At 42.2% G+C, this 18,089-nt stretch carries 18 protein-coding genes and 1 pseudogene; 8 read left to right on the forward strand and 11 right to left on the reverse strand.

Annotated elements, in window-relative coordinates; genetic code table 11:
- Positions 1-129 precede the first annotated feature (129 nt).
- The 6 genes from CDC33_RS30745 to trmB all read right to left on the reverse strand — a co-directional run bounded on the left by CDC33_RS30745 (position 130) and on the right by trmB (position 4,032).
- Positions 130-309, reverse strand: coding sequence for a hypothetical protein (locus tag CDC33_RS30745; RefSeq protein ID WP_109012149.1), 180 nt, complete (start codon positions 307-309; stop codon positions 130-132).
- Between the two features lie 21 nt (positions 310-330).
- Positions 331-1,593: a nif11-class peptide radical SAM maturase 3 gene (locus tag CDC33_RS30750; RefSeq protein ID WP_109012150.1), complete on the reverse strand. Its 1,263-nt coding sequence runs from the start codon at positions 1,591-1,593 to the stop codon at positions 331-333.
- A gap of 75 nt (positions 1,594-1,668) precedes the next feature.
- Entirely contained in the window at positions 1,669-2,049 is a 381-nt protein-coding gene (locus CDC33_RS30755) for a Nif11-like leader peptide family natural product precursor (protein WP_109012151.1), read from the reverse strand.
- A 41-nt stretch (positions 2,050-2,090) separates the two neighbouring features.
- On the reverse strand, positions 2,091-2,396 hold the full coding sequence (locus tag CDC33_RS30760; RefSeq protein ID WP_109012152.1) for a hypothetical protein: 306 nt from the start codon (positions 2,394-2,396) through the stop codon (positions 2,091-2,093).
- 376 nt (positions 2,397-2,772) lie between these two features.
- Positions 2,773-2,991 (reverse strand): hypothetical protein, encoded by a 219-nt coding sequence (locus tag CDC33_RS30765; protein WP_109012153.1) that lies wholly within the window; start codon positions 2,989-2,991, stop codon positions 2,773-2,775.
- A 369-nt stretch (positions 2,992-3,360) separates the two neighbouring features.
- Positions 3,361-4,032, reverse strand: coding sequence for a tRNA (guanosine(46)-N7)-methyltransferase TrmB (gene trmB / locus CDC33_RS30770; RefSeq protein ID WP_109012154.1), 672 nt, complete (start codon positions 4,030-4,032; stop codon positions 3,361-3,363).
- A 735-nt stretch (positions 4,033-4,767) separates the two neighbouring features.
- Between trmB and gyrA the strand changes: the two genes are divergently transcribed.
- On the forward strand, positions 4,768-7,374 hold the full coding sequence (gene gyrA, locus CDC33_RS30780; protein WP_109012156.1) for a DNA topoisomerase (ATP-hydrolyzing) subunit A: 2,607 nt from the start codon (positions 4,768-4,770) through the stop codon (positions 7,372-7,374).
- Positions 7,355-8,974, forward strand: a complete 1,620-nt coding sequence (gene lnt, locus CDC33_RS30785) for an apolipoprotein N-acyltransferase (protein ID WP_109012157.1) — start codon at positions 7,355-7,357, stop codon at positions 8,972-8,974. The genes gyrA and lnt overlap by 20 nt, the downstream gene beginning before the upstream one ends.
- Before the next feature lie 214 nt (positions 8,975-9,188).
- On the opposite strand, the gene egtC is transcribed toward lnt, so the two are convergent.
- The gene (egtC, locus tag CDC33_RS30790) at positions 9,189-9,977 is read right to left on the reverse strand and encodes an ergothioneine biosynthesis protein EgtC (RefSeq protein WP_109012158.1); all 789 of its coding nucleotides are present in this window, start codon (positions 9,975-9,977) and stop codon (positions 9,189-9,191) included.
- Between the two features lie 823 nt (positions 9,978-10,800).
- Here egtC and CDC33_RS30795 point away from each other — a divergent pair.
- Entirely contained in the window at positions 10,801-11,175 is a 375-nt protein-coding gene (locus tag CDC33_RS30795; RefSeq protein ID WP_181374186.1) for an efflux RND transporter periplasmic adaptor subunit, read from the forward strand.
- Between the two features lie 92 nt (positions 11,176-11,267).
- On the opposite strand, the gene tnpA is transcribed toward CDC33_RS30795, so the two are convergent.
- On the reverse strand, positions 11,268-11,663 hold the full coding sequence (gene tnpA / locus CDC33_RS30800; protein ID WP_109007719.1) for an IS200/IS605 family transposase: 396 nt from the start codon (positions 11,661-11,663) through the stop codon (positions 11,268-11,270).
- Positions 11,664-11,750: 87 nt separating this feature from the next.
- Between tnpA and CDC33_RS30805 the strand changes: the two genes are divergently transcribed.
- Positions 11,751-12,920, forward strand: a complete 1,170-nt coding sequence (locus tag CDC33_RS30805; RefSeq protein WP_244919277.1) for an RNA-guided endonuclease InsQ/TnpB family protein — start codon at positions 11,751-11,753, stop codon at positions 12,918-12,920.
- Positions 12,921-12,938: 18 nt separating this feature from the next.
- On the opposite strand, the gene CDC33_RS37980 is transcribed toward CDC33_RS30805, so the two are convergent.
- Positions 12,939-13,169, reverse strand: a complete 231-nt coding sequence (locus tag CDC33_RS37980) for a hypothetical protein (RefSeq protein WP_146195869.1) — start codon at positions 13,167-13,169, stop codon at positions 12,939-12,941.
- 11 nt (positions 13,170-13,180) lie between these two features.
- Between CDC33_RS37980 and CDC33_RS30810 the strand changes: the two genes are divergently transcribed.
- From CDC33_RS30810 to CDC33_RS30820, 3 genes and pseudogenes are all read left to right on the forward strand, one after another.
- Complete coding sequence (locus CDC33_RS30810) at positions 13,181-13,417, forward strand: hypothetical protein (protein ID WP_109012159.1); 237 nt, start codon at positions 13,181-13,183, stop codon at positions 13,415-13,417.
- A gap of 66 nt (positions 13,418-13,483) precedes the next feature.
- Positions 13,484-14,113 (forward strand): annotated as a pseudogene (locus CDC33_RS30815) (efflux RND transporter permease subunit); the annotation flags it as partial.
- A 240-nt stretch (positions 14,114-14,353) separates the two neighbouring features.
- Positions 14,354-14,632, forward strand: a complete 279-nt coding sequence (locus CDC33_RS30820; RefSeq protein ID WP_109012160.1) for a hypothetical protein — start codon at positions 14,354-14,356, stop codon at positions 14,630-14,632.
- Between the two features lie 724 nt (positions 14,633-15,356).
- Here the strand turns inward: CDC33_RS30820 and CDC33_RS30830 are convergent.
- Positions 15,357-15,788: an MAPEG family protein gene (locus CDC33_RS30830; RefSeq protein WP_109012161.1), complete on the reverse strand. Its 432-nt coding sequence runs from the start codon at positions 15,786-15,788 to the stop codon at positions 15,357-15,359.
- Between the two features lie 181 nt (positions 15,789-15,969).
- Here CDC33_RS30830 and CDC33_RS30835 point away from each other — a divergent pair, with 181 nt between their 5' ends.
- On the forward strand, positions 15,970-16,707 hold the full coding sequence (locus tag CDC33_RS30835) for a LuxR C-terminal-related transcriptional regulator (RefSeq protein ID WP_109012162.1): 738 nt from the start codon (positions 15,970-15,972) through the stop codon (positions 16,705-16,707).
- 294 nt (positions 16,708-17,001) lie between these two features.
- On the opposite strand, the gene CDC33_RS30845 is transcribed toward CDC33_RS30835, so the two are convergent.
- Positions 17,002-17,952 carry a hypothetical protein gene (locus tag CDC33_RS30845; RefSeq protein ID WP_109012163.1) on the reverse strand — a complete coding sequence of 317 codons (951 nt, stop codon included), beginning with the start codon at positions 17,950-17,952 and terminating at the stop codon, positions 17,002-17,004.
- Between the last annotated feature and the right edge of the window lie 137 nt (positions 17,953-18,089).

Consider the following 18,089-nt stretch of genomic DNA (forward strand, 5'->3'; position numbering starts at 1 on the left):
TTAAGAGCTACAAAATTAGATGCGCTTACCCTGAAGATGTTACTAGAATCAGTAAACCAAGTTTTCGAGAATATGCGCTCACATTTTTATTGTGTAATCAAGCTTAAGGAATTTTTAGATATAATTTAACTAGTTTTCATTTCTCAAAACACCAGCTTCTTTTTCGATGCGGTCTAGAGCTTTCTTCGCTCGAAAAATAACTCTCAAATAAGCTAGTTGACTATTCCAAGGTGAACGAGGTAATACGGTTGCTTGAGAGTCACTAACAGTTGTATTTTCTGAAGGAATATCAGTAGAGATATTATCCATATAAATTGTATTTTGCAGTTTTTAATTACTAGAACTAACTAAAGATGATGCTAGATTTGATTCTTCTTCCCAACCTTCTGGCCATTGAATGCGATCGCTAGTAAAATGAAGCGGATCATTTTCAGGCCAAGGGGCATTTATCGGTTCTTCAATTAGCCCAAACTCCCCATTATCAAAGGGGTTTCCGTCCGCCCGACGTTGAAGAAAAACTCGCTCTCGAATACCGCCTTTTTCCTGAGTCAGGGCGCGATGATGACAATAAGGATTATTGCCTCTCTTATCAAAGAAAACGTGAGCAGTCCAACTGCAACCACCGCGACAGAGTTCAGCAAATTCACAAGTCTTGCAAAAACCCCACAAGTGTGATGTTCCTTTGGGAGTATCAGCTCCAAGATTAAACCGTAGTTCTTCAGTTTCTTCAATAATCGTCCGCAGTGAATAATCGCGGATGTTACCACCAGTGTATGCTGTGGTCGGTAGTGAGGGACAACCTTTGATAGCACCATCGGCTTCGATGCCTATTGCAGACAGCCCAGCACTACATCCCTGCCAGAAAGACCAAGCATCTCCTCCTCGCAACAGTCGCTCATAGGGCCCGTAATAGCCAATATTATTTCCTGGCTGTACTTGCACCCCTTCTCGCTTTGCGCGTTGAGCAACACGAGCAATCATCGGATATACATCTAGTAATTCATAAGGTTGCAGCAGAATCTCGCTATTATCTGCTGCATTCCCCATCGGTACAGTCAATTGAATTTGCCAAGCGAAAATTCCAGCGTCGCGCAGATGCTCGTAAATACGAGGAAATTCTGGTGCAGAGAGACGATTAATTTGAGTGTTGCAACCGAAGCGAATACCTGCTTCCTTGAGATTGCTCATAGTCTTAAAGGCCCATTGCCAAGAACCTTGTTTACCACGGAGGCGATCGTGAGTTGCTTCTAAGCCATCAACTGAGACAGATACCACTCTAATTCCAGCTTCTTTCATCCGGCGTGCTGTGTCGAGAGTGATCCCATAACCTCCAGTGGTCATACCGCAAAGCATCCCAGAAGAAGTAATTGCTTGGGCAATCTCCAGCCAATCAGGACGCAGAAATGCTTCACCACCAATTATGGTTACTTCAGTGATTCCCACTTCCGCCATTTGTTTGACTAAATCAAGAGCTTCTGCTGTAGAAAGTTCGTTTGCCCTTGTATGACCTGCGCGAGAACCGCAGTGCTGGCAAGCTAGATTACACTTTAATGTAATTTCCCAAACTGCATAACTAATTCGACGATAAGTCATTAGAATAGCCTCAATTAATTTATTAAGAAAAGGACGAATATATCCCTATCCGTCCCCATCAACATAAACTGTCAACTAAGCAATATTATCTGGTTGAATAACTCCATAAAGAGGCTGCACAATAGGTGGCTTGTGCGGACAATCATCAATAGGTGGCAAAATAATAACTCCATATAGTGGACGTGCTACTATATTATGCTTCCCGGTAATTGATGAAGCCCCACCAAAAACGGCTTCTAATTCTTCTTCATTTAAATCCTTGAGTTCATCATCACCAGCAGTTGACTCCAACAATTGAGCCGTATATTCTTCAAACTCATCTTGGGTAAAATCGTAGCCAGCAGCTTTGACTCTTTGGCTACATTCTTCCTTACTATTAACGCCTTGAATTTGAACACGAAAAGCTTCATCATTTGCTAGCTTTGCATAAAAAGCTTGAACATTTTCTATGGACATGATTTTCTCCTAAAATTATTAAACTACAGACTTAGTTTTGCTTAACCAAAAATCGGTGTTGCTACCTGAACTGCTAGCTCAGATGCATTGTAGTTATCTGTAATAACTTGGGGACAACGCATACAAGCTGCCTTGCCTTCTTGCTGCCACCACCGACAATCTCGGCGTATGGAACAGGGTGGTAATTCTTCTGCTACTGGTGGTAACTTTTCTACAATTCGCATTGCTCCCCGGCAATCTTGTCCATCAAAATGCTGACAACCTTTAGCAGCACAAGGTGCTGCCGTCCGAAAAATTTCGGCGGGTGTAATTGGACTAGCTTGTACAATAATATTTTTTATAAGCACGAAATTGTTGGTTGCTTATAAAAGATATCTCGCAACAATTGCAATAAAAAATCTAGATAATTAGTACAATATCTAAATTGTTTAGCTGCCGAAAAGTTTGATAACCAACAAGCAATCGCCTCATCCGCTTTTCAAACGGTCGTGAACCCCTTTTAAGCCCAATCGCTAACTAAATTTATTATCTACAGCGTATTTCAGGTAAATGAGGTATGGAGGTAGGGGCATGGCACTGCCATGCTCTTACAATTATCTGTACCTCACCAACTTGCAATCTGCTGTATTTGTTCATTTTTATAAAAATAAACAACTAGATAATAGAACTATTGGACAGTGGTTTAGTGAGTGAGATTACTGCCTAAAAAGACTATGATAAAAGTTAGAACTCCTCAGATGCAATGATGGCTCCACCTGCTCCAATTAAAGCAGCACCTATACCAACTGGAGTTGTGAAAGCTCCGACAACTATTAATGCTGCACCTATTATTCTTTTAAACCAACCACCCCCATTAATCTCTAACATTTCTTCGGCAGTAAGTTCACACAATAATAGTTCAGACTGAGAGGGATTAAGATCAGTAATTTGGATACGAGCCATTAAAGATATCCTCAATCAAGGTTGTTTCACTTGAGATTAAAGTTTTAATTTCCTTATTCCATTACCATAATTTGTTATTTCATCTACAATTTCAACCTTTTAATCACTACATATAGTGTCAAAAAAGATGCATTTATGGTTCTTCAGACGGACTGAGCTTAACTAAAAAGGCAATCGCACCCCAATTTTATAGCAACAAATACACCTTGAAAGGGCTAGTTATGAGAGCAAACCCAACAATTCAAATACAATATCTTAAGCAGTTTTGACCAATAGCTAAAATATTTATGTCCCGAAAGCTTTGTCTACTGATAGGAAATAGCCTAGATCACGCAACCTTTACAACGCCAAGCCTTTAGTATGTATGCGCTAGACGATCGCTCTGTCATACTCCTCGTTGGTAACTTCTCGCCTAACAAACAAAGCCCGATAAACAGGTTCACCCTTTTTTTGCGTACCTATTTCCCGTTCTGTGGGGACTGGTAGCGGGTTTTCAGCTAACCATTCTCCTGTACCAACTTTCTGATAAGCTGGGTGAGCAGCAAAGCGATCGCGCATTTCTACAGCAACAAATTCCATATCTGATTGTAAAAACACAACTCCCCCAACTGCAAGATAATTGGCTAATTCTGCTACTAGTTCCGGTTGCACTACACGACGTTTAGCATGGCGAGTTTTAAACCAAGGATCGGGAAATTGAATTGTAACGCGTTGTAAACTTCCTGGCGGGAGGGAAGATAACAGCGATCGCAGTGAGTTATTCACATTGCAAAATAAATAGTGCAGGTTTGTGAAACCTAACTCAGAACGTAACTTATTCGCTTCCACCACTAGAGGTTCCCGAATTTCTAAGCCGAGAAAATTCCAGTTGGGTTCTATTTTGGCCATATCTACCAAAAACAGTCCTTTAGCGCAGCCAATATCTAAATGTAGCGGTTGATTTGGCTTTGCATAAATTTTTTTCCAATCAAGGGGACTTGCCGGTGTTTGATACTTTTTAGCAAGTGGATTAACATGCTGGCGGACTCGGACTGCTGCCAAAATTTTCTCTCCTTTACGTGAAAATATCTTGATATACTAACTATGAAACTCTTTTTCAATTGATGAACTGTCACAAACGTTTGAAATTGTACTCAATCAGGAAGCGTAGCTTGCCGCCATAGGCATCGCCTCATCAAAAAGCCAACGTGTATTTAAGTGTAAAGGAAAATGTAAAACCTTTATTTGCTAAGACTTTGAAGAAACTCTTGCTTGAGCGCAAAATAGTTAGTAATCTCTGCAACAGTAAGCGGTGTAACTTTTGTTTCTGCTCGGATTGGCTGTAATAAAGCATTTAGGCTGCACTGTGAACTGTTAGCCTTTCTATATACACAACAGTCACTCATGCGAACTATCCTAAAGTAGTCACCTATTTCTAGTTGTTGGAAAGTCATCAGATCCTCAAAATTTTTGGTAAATAACGGTTATAAAAGTAAGAGCTTATAAAGCCAATTTTAAATTGTTCTCTTAAATTTACCCTGTCATATTTCAAGTTAAGTAAATTTGCACTAAGCAAGCTTTTAGTCCATTGCTCTCTTTAACTAGCTAAGAGGCTATTTACCGTAATTTATTATACCTTTTTTTACTAGATATTTGAGTTAGTTACCCAGGCAAAAAAAAGCAATATATGTTAGTATTGTATCAAATTATGGCAATTATTCAAGAGCAATTTAGAATAATTTTGCGCTTTGTTGAGTAAACAAGCTAAAATCTACGATTTTTGGAGATTTTTAGGTTATGACAACCTCACAGGAGAGGATTATCCCGATAGATTTGCGAACCGAAATGTCGCAGTCTTATCTGGAATACGCCATGAGCGTGATAGTGGGTCGGGCGTTGCCAGATGCCAGGGATGGTCTAAAACCTGTGCATCGTCGCATTCTATATGCAATGCACGAGCTAGGTCTGCTCCACGATCGCCCCTTTAAGAAATGCGCCCGTGTGGTGGGGGAAGTGTTGGGTAAATATCACCCCCACGGTGACACAGCAGTATATGATGCCTTGGTGCGGATGGCGCAGGATTTTTCCATGCGATCGCCTCTAGTTAACGGACATGGTAACTTTGGTTCGGTAGACAACGATCCGCCAGCCGCCATGCGGTACACAGAATGCCGCTTACAAGCTTTAACTAGCGCAGGTCTACTCCACGACATCGAGTATGAAACCGTAGATTTCGCCGATAACTTCGACGGTTCCCAGCAAGAACCGACAGTGTTGCCGGCGCGGATTCCGCAATTGTTGCTCAACGGTTCTTCTGGGATTGCCGTGGGAATGGCAACTAACATTCCGCCGCACAATTTGGGCGAATTGATTGATGCTTTGGTGGCTGTAATCCACAATCCAGAAATCACCGATATCGAATTAATGCAGTATGTCCACGGCCCAGACTTTCCGACTGGGGCGCAAATTTTGGGGACATCTGCCATTCGAGAAGCTTACACCACCGGGCGCGGTTCCATCACCATGCGTGGTGTGGCTAACATTGAAACCGTTGAACAACGGGGACGACCAGATAGAGAAGCAATTATCATCACCGAATTGCCCTATCAAACCAACAAAGCGGCGCTGATTGAAAAAATCGCCGAAATGGTGAATGAGAAGCGTTTAGAGGGCATCGCAGATATCCGGGATGAAAGCGATCGCGACGGGATGCGAGTTGTCATCGAACTCAAGCGTGATGCTTATCCCCGCGTCGTTTTGAACAACCTCTACAAACAAACGCCACTGCAAGCCAACTTCGGCGCGAACATGCTGGCGTTGGTGAATAGCGAACCCCAAGTACTCACCCTCAAGCAGTTCTTAACCGTCTTCTTGGATTTCCGGATCGAATCCATTGCCAGACGCACCCGCTACGAACTGCGGAAAGCCGAGGAACGCGACCATCTCCTGCAAGGGTTATTAATTGCCCTATCCCATTTAGATCCAATTATTGTCTTGATTCGCCATGCTCCCGATGCGCCCACAGCCAAAGGCGAATTAATCACAACTTACGGACTTTCGGAAGTGCAAGCAGATGCAATTTTGCAAATGCAATTGCGGCGGTTGACTGCCTTAGAAGCAGACAAAATTCGTCTAGAACACGAAGAATTACAAGCGAAAATTACCGATTTGCAAGATATTTTGGCACGCCGGGAGAGAGTGCTAGAAATCATTGAAACTGAAGTCGCACAACTAAAAACTAGCTTTGCCACACCCCGCCGCACGGTGATTTTACCAGGGGAAGGGGAATTAGATGACCGCGACCTTATTGCCAATGAAAAAGCAATAATTTTGCTTACAGAGCAAGGTTACATCAAACGGATGCCAGTTAATACCTTTGAAGCGCAAAGCCGTGCTACCAGAGGCAAAGCCGCAGCCAAGGTGAAAGATGATGATACCATTGAGCATTTTTTGACTTGCTGCGATCACGACAGTATTTTATTCTTTAGTGAGCGTGGTGTTGTTTATTGTCTGAGAGCTTATCAAATTCCAGCGAGTTCGCGTACTAGCCGAGGGACACCAATTGTCCAGATGCTACCGATTCCCAAAGAGGAAAAAATCACCTCGATTGTACCAGTTGACGAGTTTAGCAGTGAAGAATATTTGGTCATGCTCACTAAGGGCGGCAATATCAAGAAAACCGAATTGACAGCCTTTAGTCACATTCGCGCCAATGGTTTGATTGCCATTTCCTTAGAAGAAGGCGACCAGCTGCGCTGGGTGCGACGCGCTAGAGTAGAGGACAGTGTAATTATTGGTTCTCGTAACGGAATGGCGATTCACTTCCGGTGCAACCACGAACAACTGCGTCCTTTAAGTAGGGCGACTCGTGGGGTGAAAGCCATGAAACTCAAAAATAAAGATGAACTTGTGGGTATGGATATTCTGCCTGCAGCAATTCTTGAAACTTTGGATACAGTTACAGAAGCCGAAATTGAAGATATCGAAACAATCGAAACAGAAGATATCGAAATTACCGAAACTAGTGAAGAGTCCGCAGAAGTGCCTAGCAATGGCATTGTTGGCCCTTGGGTGTTGGTAATTACAATGGGAGGATATGGTAAGCGCGTACCAGTTGCCCAGTTCCGCCTGCAAAACCGTGCTGGTCAGGGTTTAATGGCAACCAAGTTCAAAAACCGCAAAACAAAAGACAAGTTGGCAACCCTACGCATTGTCAACAATGATGATGATGAAATCATGATGGTCACCAATCGCGGTATTATCATCCGTCAAGCGGTGAATGCAATTTCTATCCAATCGCGATCGGCAACTGGGGTAAGAGTGCAACGTTTAGACGAAGATGACGCCATTACCGGAGTGGCAATAGTTCCACCTGATGCTGTCGATGCAGAAGAAGCAGAGTAAAAAGCAGGGGGAGCTAGCGTTGCAGGGGAGGCAGGGGGAGAGGTTAACCTCTTTACTCGCTTACTTGATTGCCTTAGCTAGCGGCATTTTAATGGGGCTGACCGTCGCCCCTGTCGGCGCATGGTTCTTGGCTTGGATTGCCCTAGTTCCTTTATGGGTGCTAGTTGTCACTTCAGCCAAAGGCAAAAACCAATCTCCCCCTGCTTCCCCTGCTCTCTTCTGGGGTATCGGTTATCACGGAGTCGCCCTATCCTGGATTACCGGAATTCATCCGATGACATGGTTGGGCGTTCCTTGGTTGCCAAGCTTGGCAATCACGCTCTTTTGTTGGGGATTTATCAGTGTCTTGGGAGGGGTATTCGTTAGTATTTGGGCGGCTGTGATGGTTCGCCTAAACGGGCAAAAACCGTGGCTACGTGTACTGATTGGTACAGCCGTCTGGTGCGGCTTAGAGAGTCTATGGAGTGCCGGGCCTTTGTGGTGGAGTTCTCTTGCTTACACCCAGAGTCCGCACAATCTCTTAATTTTACATTTGGGGCAACTCTCTGGGCCTAATACTGTGACAGCAGCGATCGCTTCTGTTAATGGTTTAATTGCAGAAGGATGGATGAACCGCCAAAACGCTAAGATTTCCTCTGCGCCTCTGCGGTTCGTTAATAAATACTGGGTTATCGCCACAGGATTATTAATTACCTTACACCTCATCGGTTTTATCTTATATAGCCGTCCCATCGCTCAATTACCAGAAGCAGCCTTGAAAGTGGGGATTGTTCAGGGTAATATCCCGAACCGACTTTTACGAAGTTCCGAAGGGTTTCGTCGTGCCCAAGAAAACTATACCAATGGATATCTAACTTTAGCAGACCAAGGTGTAGATGCAGTCCTCACCCCAGAAGGAGCCTTACCTATTTTCCAACGAAACTTGCTGGGAACTGCTTTAGTTGCAGCCGTGAAAGAAAAAGGTGTAGTTGCTTGGATTGGGGCTTTTGGCGAACGAGGAGACAGTTATACAATTAGCTTGTTTACTTTCAACAGTAAGGGTGAAATTGTCAGCCGCTACGATAAGTCCAAACTAGTACCCTTGGGAGAATATATTCCCTTTGAAGAAATTTTAGGCGGGATAGTTCAACGCTTGTCGCCTTTGGAAGCACACCAAGTTCCGGGTTCGACAAATCAAATATTTGATACTCCTTTTGGTCGGGCGATCGCTAGTATATGTTATGAATCTGCTTTTCCTGAGCAATTTCGCCGTCAAGCTGCTGCGGGTGGACAATTTATTGTCAGTTCTTCTAATGATGCTCATTACACTGCATCGATGCCATTTCAGCACCATGCACAGGATATCATGCGGGCAATTGAAACTGATAGATGGTCAGCACGGGCAACTAATACCGGATATTCAGGCTTTATAGATCCTCACGGCAAAACCTTGTGGATATCTGGATATAATACTTACGAAACTCATGCTGAAACAATTTATCGGCGACAAACGCAGACTTTATATGTGCGCTGGGGTGATTGGTTGACACCGTTGTTATTGATATCCTCTGGAGGAGCTTGGCTGCTAATTCAACTTGTGGGCATACAAAAAAATCAGTGATTAGTAATTAACTAGCAAATTACCTATAATAAAAGAACTCCATTCCCAGATATTTAGTATTAATGCTTCCCTTGAGAGCCAAATCATTTTAGATACAGGCGATCGCTACTAATAAATTGATATCAATTTTATTTTTAAACTCTTACCATTATTGGTAAGAGTTATTTTATAAGAGTAACCTGCCGCAATGTTTATCTAACCCCAATTAAGCAAATCAATCCAACAGACTAATAGTTGGCTGTAATGACTGAGCTTGAAAAGATAGCATACTTTGCTCACCAAAAGCAGTCCAATTTTGGTTAGATAAACGCTCAGAGGCAACAATAATTTGGTCTGACTCCTTGAGTGCATCACAAGACCAATAAAGAGTAGGAGCTTGTGTACGGTAAGCGTAGCGAATTGCTGCAATTGCTTGACCATCGGTGACAATTATATTGGCACTAAAGCTGGTGTCGTATTTTGATGCCAACTCAGTCAATTTTTGAACCGTGGCACGTAAGGCTGAGAACACAGTGCTGTCTGGAGATGACTGCCACATTTCCACTAGCAAAGCGAAGATATGTTCAGAGTCAGTCATGCCTTTAATCAGGCGGTATGTGGAATCAGAGAGGCTATCACGGATTGGTCTGTAGAGAGTCTGTTGAAAGTTTGAGATTTCGCCATTATGCACAAACAACAGTTTCCCACTACGAAATGGTTGACAGTTGCTAATGTCGAGGGATTCACCTATCCCAGCTAATCGCGCATAACCGACAGTACAAGTAGATTGTACATAGTTGCTCAACTCTTCGAGGTTGCGATCGTTCCACATCGGGATCGTGTTTCGGTAAATAAAGGGTTTACCCACTTCGTCATACCAGCCTAAACCTACCCCGTCTGCACAAACTACTCCTGATTTTAATTCTAAAGGACTGTAACTTTGTTTGTAGAGCGAATGCTCCTGTTTATACAGCAACTCATCTAATAGGATGGAATTACCAAGGTAGCCAATTAATCTACACATAAAAAAATGACGTTGCTGAAAGAGTAACGAACAAAATTCAGTCACAAGCCCCGATATCAATCGAACCTTTTAACTGTGCAATGACTGCGAATCTTTACTAAATTTAACAACTATTTTTTATCTTGTGTACGCTTTAACTATGACTAAAGTCATGGTTTTGTTTGCAAATTCGAGAAGAATATTTTCTAAAAAAATAGATGAAATAAATTTATATATAACTAAAGGAAGAAAAAAATATTCCTATTTTATGCATATCATTTATGACAGGATAATTTATTGATACCTCATTAACTCAATGTGAGTAAAATGAACCTCTCTCCGACTTTAACTAAAGTTCAAATCTGTCTCTCTCGTCCGTTGGCTACGATATACACACAAGTCTTTTGACTTGCACCTTTGTTGCATCGACCTTCAAAAATTAGCTTACTCTACGTTACGCAGTGACTCTAAAAAACCTGTGTGTACACAGTAGCAGCCGTCGGAAAGGGAAGGTTTGCATTATTAACAGGTATTGCCAACAAAAGCTAGCGTAGAATCAATGGGAGTATTACGTCGATATTTCAAGTAACCGCTATATAGAGCGATATCTAGCGACAAGTCGATGCCACTTCTACGCAACCAAACGGTTCTTGTACCTTGCTCAACCGCGCTATATCTACCCTACAAACTTAATTATCTCTATCTCTGGTAATTTTTTTAATCCGTTTGACTCATTTAATATTAATCCAGAGATTTATTCAAAGATGAGTTTGTTTGAGGTAAAGCCGCGATTCAGACGAAAGATATATCTAATGATTAACCAAATATCTCGCCCCCATTGCCGATGAAACTTCAGAAAATTGACACAGGCACAATAGTAGAAAGTTCCCAGTTTGTCGGGTCGTTGGAGGCGCAGCAAAAAGTCATACTACAGCCACAAATTCAAGGACGAATCGAATCGATTTTGGTGTCGAGTGGTCAACAAGTACAGCAAGGTACGCCGATCGCATCCTTAAGTTTAGATCAGGCTCAGGCTAATGTCGCCAGTTCGATCGCAGCTGCAAGTTCCGCCCAAGCAGCCTTGGGAACTGCTCAAGCAGAGCAACAACAAGCTATAGGCCAACGTACCAAAGCAGCCGCCAATGTTCAGCTGCAACGGACACAATTCAATCGTACCCAACAGTTAGTTCGCCAAGGAGCCATAGCTAGACCAAAGTAGCAACGGCGGGCTAGCCCCTAAATTCATTTATGGGGGTTAGCCGTTGGCGATTTCAAGACGCTCGATGACTCGCTACCGCTACGCTATCGCCGTCAAGTTTCTTTTTGGTTTTGGATGTACATTTTCACCGCTTCCAGTGGTGCGCCTCCCACTGTCGAAACAAAATAAGAATTAGTCCACAAAGTAGGTAATCTACTTTTCAACTCTGGAAATTCTAATCGCAAATACCTAGAAGTCGCACCTTTGAATCTCTTCACAACACGGTGTATTCCAAATTGCGGGTCAACTTCTACTAGTAAATGTACATGATCTGGCATTATTTCCATCTCTATAATTTCAACTTTAATGTCAATTGCTATTTGAGCAAGCAACTCTTTCAGTCGAGAGGCGATTGCATTCACAAGCACTGGCCTTCTGTATTTAGGGCAAAAAATAACATGATATTTACACGAATAAACAACATTGTTGTTTGATTTAAACTTTTGCATGGAACCTTGTTGACATTATATAGCCTGTAACTATATAGTATTTCAGGTAATGCTGTATATCAAGGAGGTGATTTAAGAGTGTTAGTAATGGAGTACAAAGCAGTTGTCAAAAAACCACAAGCAAAAGCTATAGATGAAGCTATTCGCACAAGTCAGTTTGTCAGAAATAAAGTGCTTAGATATTGGATAGATAATCGTGGTATTGGCAAGAAAGAATTGTACCAATACAACACTCAATTAAGAGCAGAATATGAATTCGTGAGAGATTTGAGCAGTCATGCTTGCCAAGCATCTGTTGAGAATGTAGAACGTGCTATCAAGCGTTTCTACGACAACTGCAAAACTAAAAAGCAAGGATTGAAGGGCTATCCAAGATTTAAAAAACATAGTCGCTCTGTTGAATACAAACAACAGTCTTGGAAATTACACCCAACAAAACGACGAATAACATTCACTGACAAGAAAGGTATTGGTGAACTCAAATTATTGGGCAAGTGGGATATCCATACTTATCCTGTTGAGCTAATCAAAAGAGTTAGGATCGTTCGTCGTGCAGATGGGTATTATGTGCAGTTTTGCGTAAAAGTTGATAACAAGCAGGAAGCACCATTAACTAATTCTGTTATTGGTATTGATGTGGGATTGGAATACTTCTACTCTGATTCTTTCGGCAAGCATGAAGAAAACCCGCGATACTTGCGTAAAGCTGAGAAAGATATCAAACGGGTTCAGCGTAAAATTTATAAAAAGAAAAAGGGGTCATCTGGTAGAAGGAAAGCTCGTGGTGTTTATGCTCGTAAACATTTGAAAGTAACTCGACGAAGGAATGAACACGCCAAAAAATTGGCGCGTAACTTATGCCTAGCTAACGCTAAGGTTGTCTTGGAAGATTTAAATGTTAGTGGGTTGGTGAGAAACCACAAACTTGCCAAGAGTATTTCTGATGCGTCTTGGTACAACTTCCGCCAGTGGCTTGAATACTTTGGAGAGAAATTAGGTCGGGAAATAATTGCTGTCCCCCCTCATTTCACCAGTCAAGAATGTAGTAACTGTGGTGCTAGAGTTCAGAAATCACTTAGTACTAGAACTCATTCTTGCTTGCATTGTGGTCACGTTGAACAACGTGATGTGAATGCTGCCAAAGTAATTTTAGGTCGTGCAAACGCTACCGGAGGGCATCCGGGAAGTAACGCCAGTCGAGATGTTCCCTCTACTTCTGTTGGACGCAAGTCCAGTAAAAGCAAGGAGCGTCAGTGACGCTGGAATCCCCTGCCTTCAGGCATGGGGAGTGTCAAAAGAGTTAGACGTTGCTAAAAATAATTTACAAAGTGCGATCGCAGACCTACAAGCAGCCGAAAAATAAATCGCAGCATCAGGGGCAGCCGTCCGGCAAGCACAGGCAAATATCCGCCAAGCCCAAGCAAGTACGGCTGCGGCACAAGTCAACCTCGGTTTCAAGCAAGTGGTAGCACCCATTACTGGTGTAGTCGGTGAATTTCCGGTCAAGGTTGGAGATTATGTCAACATCGGACAAACAATTACAAGGTAGAGAAGCATCGGGCTTTAGTAGTGGACAGGCGATTCAGGCAATGCAGCAAGCGGTGAGTGAAGCAGCAATACAGGGGGTTGGCAGTGACTGGATTGGCACTGCCCGCGAAGAATTAAGTGCAGGTAACTTGGGGATCAATACTACTCGGTTAAGCATTTTGAACCCAAAGTTTGGTTTTGGGAAAGGGTTACTGGGTTTGGGTTAAGGGTTTTTAATTTCCCTTTCCCCCTTCCCCTTTGCCCCTTAACCGACAAGTATTGACTTGGGGATTTTGATTTTTGGCTTCGGAATCATTATGGTGTTTCTGACGCTGGCTGCTCAGTATGAAAGTTATATTGATCCGGCGATTATTCTGTTGACTGTAGCGTTAGCGTTGTTAGGTGCGTTGAGTGCTTTAGCTTTGCGCGGTTTGGTAAATGATGTTTACGCAAACGTGGCGTTAGTGATGCTGATTGGATTAGCGTCAAAGAACGCCATTTTGATTGTCGAGTTTGCCAATCAAGCCCTTGAACAAGGTATGACAATTCGACAAGCAGCTGTAACCGCAGCGCAAGAAAGATTTCGACCGATTGTCATGACTTCAAGCGCCTCCTTGCTGGGATTTTTCCCCCTGGTAGTCGCCACTGGAGCCGGTTCTGCCTCGCGCTGGTCATTAGGAACAGCCTTATTTGGCGGACTACTCGTAGCAACGATTTTGAGTTTGCTGATTGTTCCAGTCCTGTACGCAATTATCAAAACTTTGGAAGAGCGTTTCTTGAAGGGTAAACCTGCTAATCGTTCCCAACCGCCATCGCCAGATGGAAACCAAGATGGACAATCAAGAGCGATCGCTCATCAACATTCATCTGTAATTGTCAGCCAGAATACTGATGATAACAGACGTAATGATTTGAGCAAGTAAAAAGGAAATAGGGAGTTGGGAGTTAGGGAAGTCCAAAAATTAAATCACTAAATTCCTCTATCCAAGACAACTATCAGATATCTTCTTCCCCTGCTCCCCCTGCCTCCCCTGCTTTCCCTCCTTTCCCACTCTGCCTTCTATTACAAGAGGTAAAGATTAAGTTGCAACTTTAGGAGACGCTGAGACAATAATAGTATCCCCTAATAATTTAGCAACTTTATAAGCATTGGAGTAAAGCAAATGAATGCTAGATTGGTCGCTTTCTCTGGTTTTGTGACAGCATTTGTGGGTGCAGAAATTGGTTTTATTGCTGCTAATTTACTTCCTTGCCCTTACACCAGTCAAATGTACCAAAATTTAGAGCAAAAATACGCGATCATTGGTGCAGTTGCTGGCTTGCTCATTGGTTCTAGTCAAGAAATGATTCGAGAACTCAAGCAAGAGCAAGATGCAGAAGAAAACTTGTTACGGGACTTGAACAAAGCTATTCACTCAACTACAGATAAAAAAAATTACTGATCTGTTAGTGCAAGACATTCTTCTTTCAAAATAATTCCCTACACAACAACATTCTACTAAGGTAGAAAAACTGGAAGAGTTGCTCAAGGGCGTGTCATCAGTTAAACCAGATAACGACAGCAGCAAGATAGATAAATTGCACCTAATAGCAATTTTCCATAAAGATACACTAAATTATAAGAGACAGAGGTAAGGGTTTAGTCGATTATGACTCCATTTCCCTAATAGGTCGTACAATTACCCTCAAAGCGGTTAAGCTCGAAGGTATTGTTAGCTGGCAGAGAAAAAACTTTTATCTGTATAGTGTTGTTGAACCAGCAACAGGAGATAGTTTATTCTGCGAATTTTCTCACCCTGATAGCAGGAAAAGACTTATTCAGTCTGCGAGCATTGGAGTTGAGAAAATGTGTTTTTTCTAGTCCTTCATAAGACTCAATCTCTTCTTTGGTGACTAAATACTTTTCCATTTCTTGATACCAAGGTGCTAAAAAAATTTCATGGTGAACAAGCGAGGGGCCTAAAGATCAATAAAGACGGAAGTTAAAACAGGTTCAAGGGTTCCATCTCAGCAGAAGCGATGCCTATGGCGGTAAACTACGCTTCTATTTGTGGATGGGATTATATCATCACCTCGTTATTAAGTGCAATTTTTTAGAGAATTGGTATAAAAAGTTTCTAGCCCGCTTGTCGTTATAGTGTGTAAAGTTTAGCTCCTTTTACATATCTACGTGCCAAAAAAGTGGATGAAGGCTGCGCGGATTGCAATAAACCACACCGCAAGCGTAGCAAATAGGTAGAGGTAGAACCGAAGCATGATCAGATTGAATGTGCAATGGACAGCACTATGCAATACGCGAAACACAACAAAGACCCACGCGGCGTTCACATATACTGCATCTACCTGCTTCGTGATGAACAGATATAGTACAAGCGCATAGAAAAGTACCGGAATCTCGAATAGGTTCTTGAAGTTATCTGATGGATTGGATACATTTGCTGGTGATATCTGGGCTAGTGTGCTGCCTACAGCAAGATCCTCCGGACTGATCTTTCTACTTTTAATGAAACTGATACGGCGGATGTACATATACACCCAGACTATGAGTGTCAAAAACACCGTTGCAAAGAAAGGACTGAAAATTGCCTCTTGTGCCATTTGTACCTCTTAAATTTGCTCATTCTGTTGATGGGTAGACGATAGGACTGCTCGATCAGTAGAATAAGCAATTTCTTTTCTTGATTTTCATATCAAAGTGTTGTTGAAATTAAAGATAATATAGGCTTAGTATTCCAATGCTTCTAGACCTCGAACGGGTACACTTGAGTCAATTTCATTTATGACAAGTCCCTTGAAGCTTCTTTTTGAAGCCATCAATCAAGCCCGTAGTGAGCATGATTTGCGATCGCAAGTCACGCCAAAAATTGGTGAGTATTTCGCCGCTAAACGATGGAGAATTTTTTTCTTCGAGCAACTACTCTTAGCCGATAGCAATCAACATAAAATTCTGAAAATTGCACTATCCATTGAACATAATCCTGTAGCGCGTTATCTGGTGGAGCGTCATGCGCCTGTCCACGAAGCATTAGTGACATCACCAAAAGCTTGGAAAATCATCTGTCCCCGCCCTGATCATTGGCATGTGATGGCGGGGCCGATCATTAATCGCAATCAATTAGTTGGCGTAGTGGGTTGCACCCGTGAAAAGTCAATGCCTGCCTTTGATACACAAAATCTAACTGATATGAGCGCCATTTGCCTGCACTTATCTGTTTGGGCTACGACAGTTGGTTCACAAGCAATTTACGAAAGAAAGTCCCAGCACCAACTTTTTAAAACTGATCGCTTAACGCCTCGTGAATTGCAGATTGCAGAATTGGTTGCTTTGGGGCAAACTAACGCAGAAATTGGTCATCAACTTTGGATTACTGAAAATTCTGTCAAGCAAGCCTTAAAGCGAATGTTTCGTAAGCTTGAGGTTTCGTCTCGTGCAGAGATGGTTGCACAACTTTTAGCTCCAAGGCATCATTTACCAGGAGCAAATCCAGATTCATTAGTTCTAAAAACGTCAAAATAGCAGTGGACAAAGGTTAACAGCAGAATTGTCAGATCAATAACAGAGCCTGTTGCTAAAAAGAGGGGCTTCCTCCAAGCAAGTGGCAGGCTAACGACCTATGCAACAGCGATCGCAGCTACCTAAATGCGCTTGTTGGTGAATGTAGCTTTAGTTGGTTTAATTGGTGTCGTCGTTTAAGTAAAGACTATGAAATTTTACCGCAAACGCATGAAATATTTGTGCCAATTGCAATGATTCGGTTAATGCTGAGAAGACTCGCTTAATAGATTCTTTTAATACTTTTCAAACATCCTTTTAGGAACGAATTAACATTGGGTCATAAATTTGAATTTTTTGAACGCCGCAATTAGCCAAAATAGAGCTAACGTAATCAAGCTCATTGTCTGTGCCACTAATGATGAGTATGTAATTGCCTTGCTCAATTTGCTCGTTGTAAAAGCGTGCCCACTCATCTCCTATTCCTAGCCTCATAGCGTCAAAACGCTCACTTAAATTAACACCTATTGATCCTTTAAATTGAGAAAAGTCTTTGCAAATTAAGGAAATCTGGTTTACTGGAAAACCTGCCCCACAGATATCATTAATTGCAGCTTCAACATTATCTATGTTATTAAAGTCACTAACAGCATATTTGGTTAAAATCCCACTTTTATTTGAAATGGCAGTAGCAGAAGTCGTGGTGTTCAGATAATTTGTAGTTCCATGTTCACTGTTGAAATGCTCGTAAATGCCAAACTCTTCAATACCCCAACGCAGGAGAATTGCTTCTACTTTAGCAATTTCAAAAGATGTACAATCCACGATTATTAAATAGTGTCCAACTTCTACTCGCTGGTTATATGCTCTAGCTTGCTCTTCCGACATTCCCCAACCAACTAATGCACCAGCAAAAGTTCCAGTCGCTGCACCAATGCTTGCCCCTACAAGGGTTGTAACCAAAGCGGTTGCAGCTGCTCCAGCTAGCATTATTGGCCCAACTCCAGGGATTGCTAAAGTACCTAGACCTACTAATAAACCAGTCAACCCACCAACAGCACCTCCTGAAAGCCCTCCTACCGTTGCGCCTTCGTCGGATTTATCACCTTTTTCATCATCACCAATCTGATGATTGCGGTCTGTATTCTGTACAAGTACAGATACTTTTTCCATCGCCAAGCCAGAATCTCTCAACTCATGTAGTGCTTGTTCTGCATCTCGACGATGAGTAAATACGCCTACAGCACGTTGATATTTACTTAAAACCATTATTACTCCTTGGTAGCCCAGGAAAATTAATTACTTACAAATTTAGTATTTCACTATTTGTAATATTAAATACGAGTTTTTTGAACTGAAAATCATCCATCCTTAGTAGTAAAATTCATGACCTTGAAGGAAATAGT

Origin of the sequence: Nostoc commune NIES-4072 (genome assembly GCF_003113895.1) — a bacterium.
Classification (GTDB): domain Bacteria; phylum Cyanobacteriota; class Cyanobacteriia; order Cyanobacteriales; family Nostocaceae; genus Nostoc; species Nostoc commune.

Excerpts from the sequence above, each read along its gene's own strand:
- CDC33_RS30745 (WP_109012149.1), bottom strand. The coding sequence starts at position 309 with ATGGATAATATCTCTACTGATATTCCTTCAGAAAATACAACTGTTAGT.
- CDC33_RS30750 (WP_109012150.1), bottom strand. The coding sequence starts at position 1,593 with ATGACTTATCGTCGAATTAGTTATGCAGTTTGGGAAATTACATTAAAG.
- CDC33_RS30755 (WP_109012151.1), bottom strand. The coding sequence starts at position 2,049 with ATGTCCATAGAAAATGTTCAAGCTTTTTATGCAAAGCTAGCAAATGAT.
- CDC33_RS30765 (WP_109012153.1), bottom strand. The coding sequence starts at position 2,991 with ATGGCTCGTATCCAAATTACTGATCTTAATCCCTCTCAGTCTGAACTA.
- gyrA (WP_109012156.1), top strand. The coding sequence starts at position 4,768 with ATGACAACCTCACAGGAGAGGATTATCCCGATAGATTTGCGAACCGAA.
- lnt (WP_109012157.1), top strand. The coding sequence starts at position 7,355 with ATGCAGAAGAAGCAGAGTAAAAAGCAGGGGGAGCTAGCGTTGCAGGGG.
- egtC (WP_109012158.1), bottom strand. The coding sequence starts at position 9,977 with ATGTGTAGATTAATTGGCTACCTTGGTAATTCCATCCTATTAGATGAG.
- CDC33_RS30795 (WP_181374186.1), top strand. The coding sequence starts at position 10,801 with ATGAAACTTCAGAAAATTGACACAGGCACAATAGTAGAAAGTTCCCAG.
- tnpA (WP_109007719.1), bottom strand. The coding sequence starts at position 11,663 with ATGCAAAAGTTTAAATCAAACAACAATGTTGTTTATTCGTGTAAATAT.
- CDC33_RS30805 (WP_244919277.1), top strand. The coding sequence starts at position 11,751 with ATGGAGTACAAAGCAGTTGTCAAAAAACCACAAGCAAAAGCTATAGAT.
- CDC33_RS30810 (WP_109012159.1), top strand. The coding sequence starts at position 13,181 with ATGTCAACATCGGACAAACAATTACAAGGTAGAGAAGCATCGGGCTTT.
- CDC33_RS30820 (WP_109012160.1), top strand. The coding sequence starts at position 14,354 with ATGAATGCTAGATTGGTCGCTTTCTCTGGTTTTGTGACAGCATTTGTG.
- CDC33_RS30830 (WP_109012161.1), bottom strand. The coding sequence starts at position 15,788 with ATGGCACAAGAGGCAATTTTCAGTCCTTTCTTTGCAACGGTGTTTTTG.
- CDC33_RS30835 (WP_109012162.1), top strand. The coding sequence starts at position 15,970 with ATGACAAGTCCCTTGAAGCTTCTTTTTGAAGCCATCAATCAAGCCCGT.
- CDC33_RS30845 (WP_109012163.1), bottom strand. The coding sequence starts at position 17,952 with ATGGTTTTAAGTAAATATCAACGTGCTGTAGGCGTATTTACTCATCGT.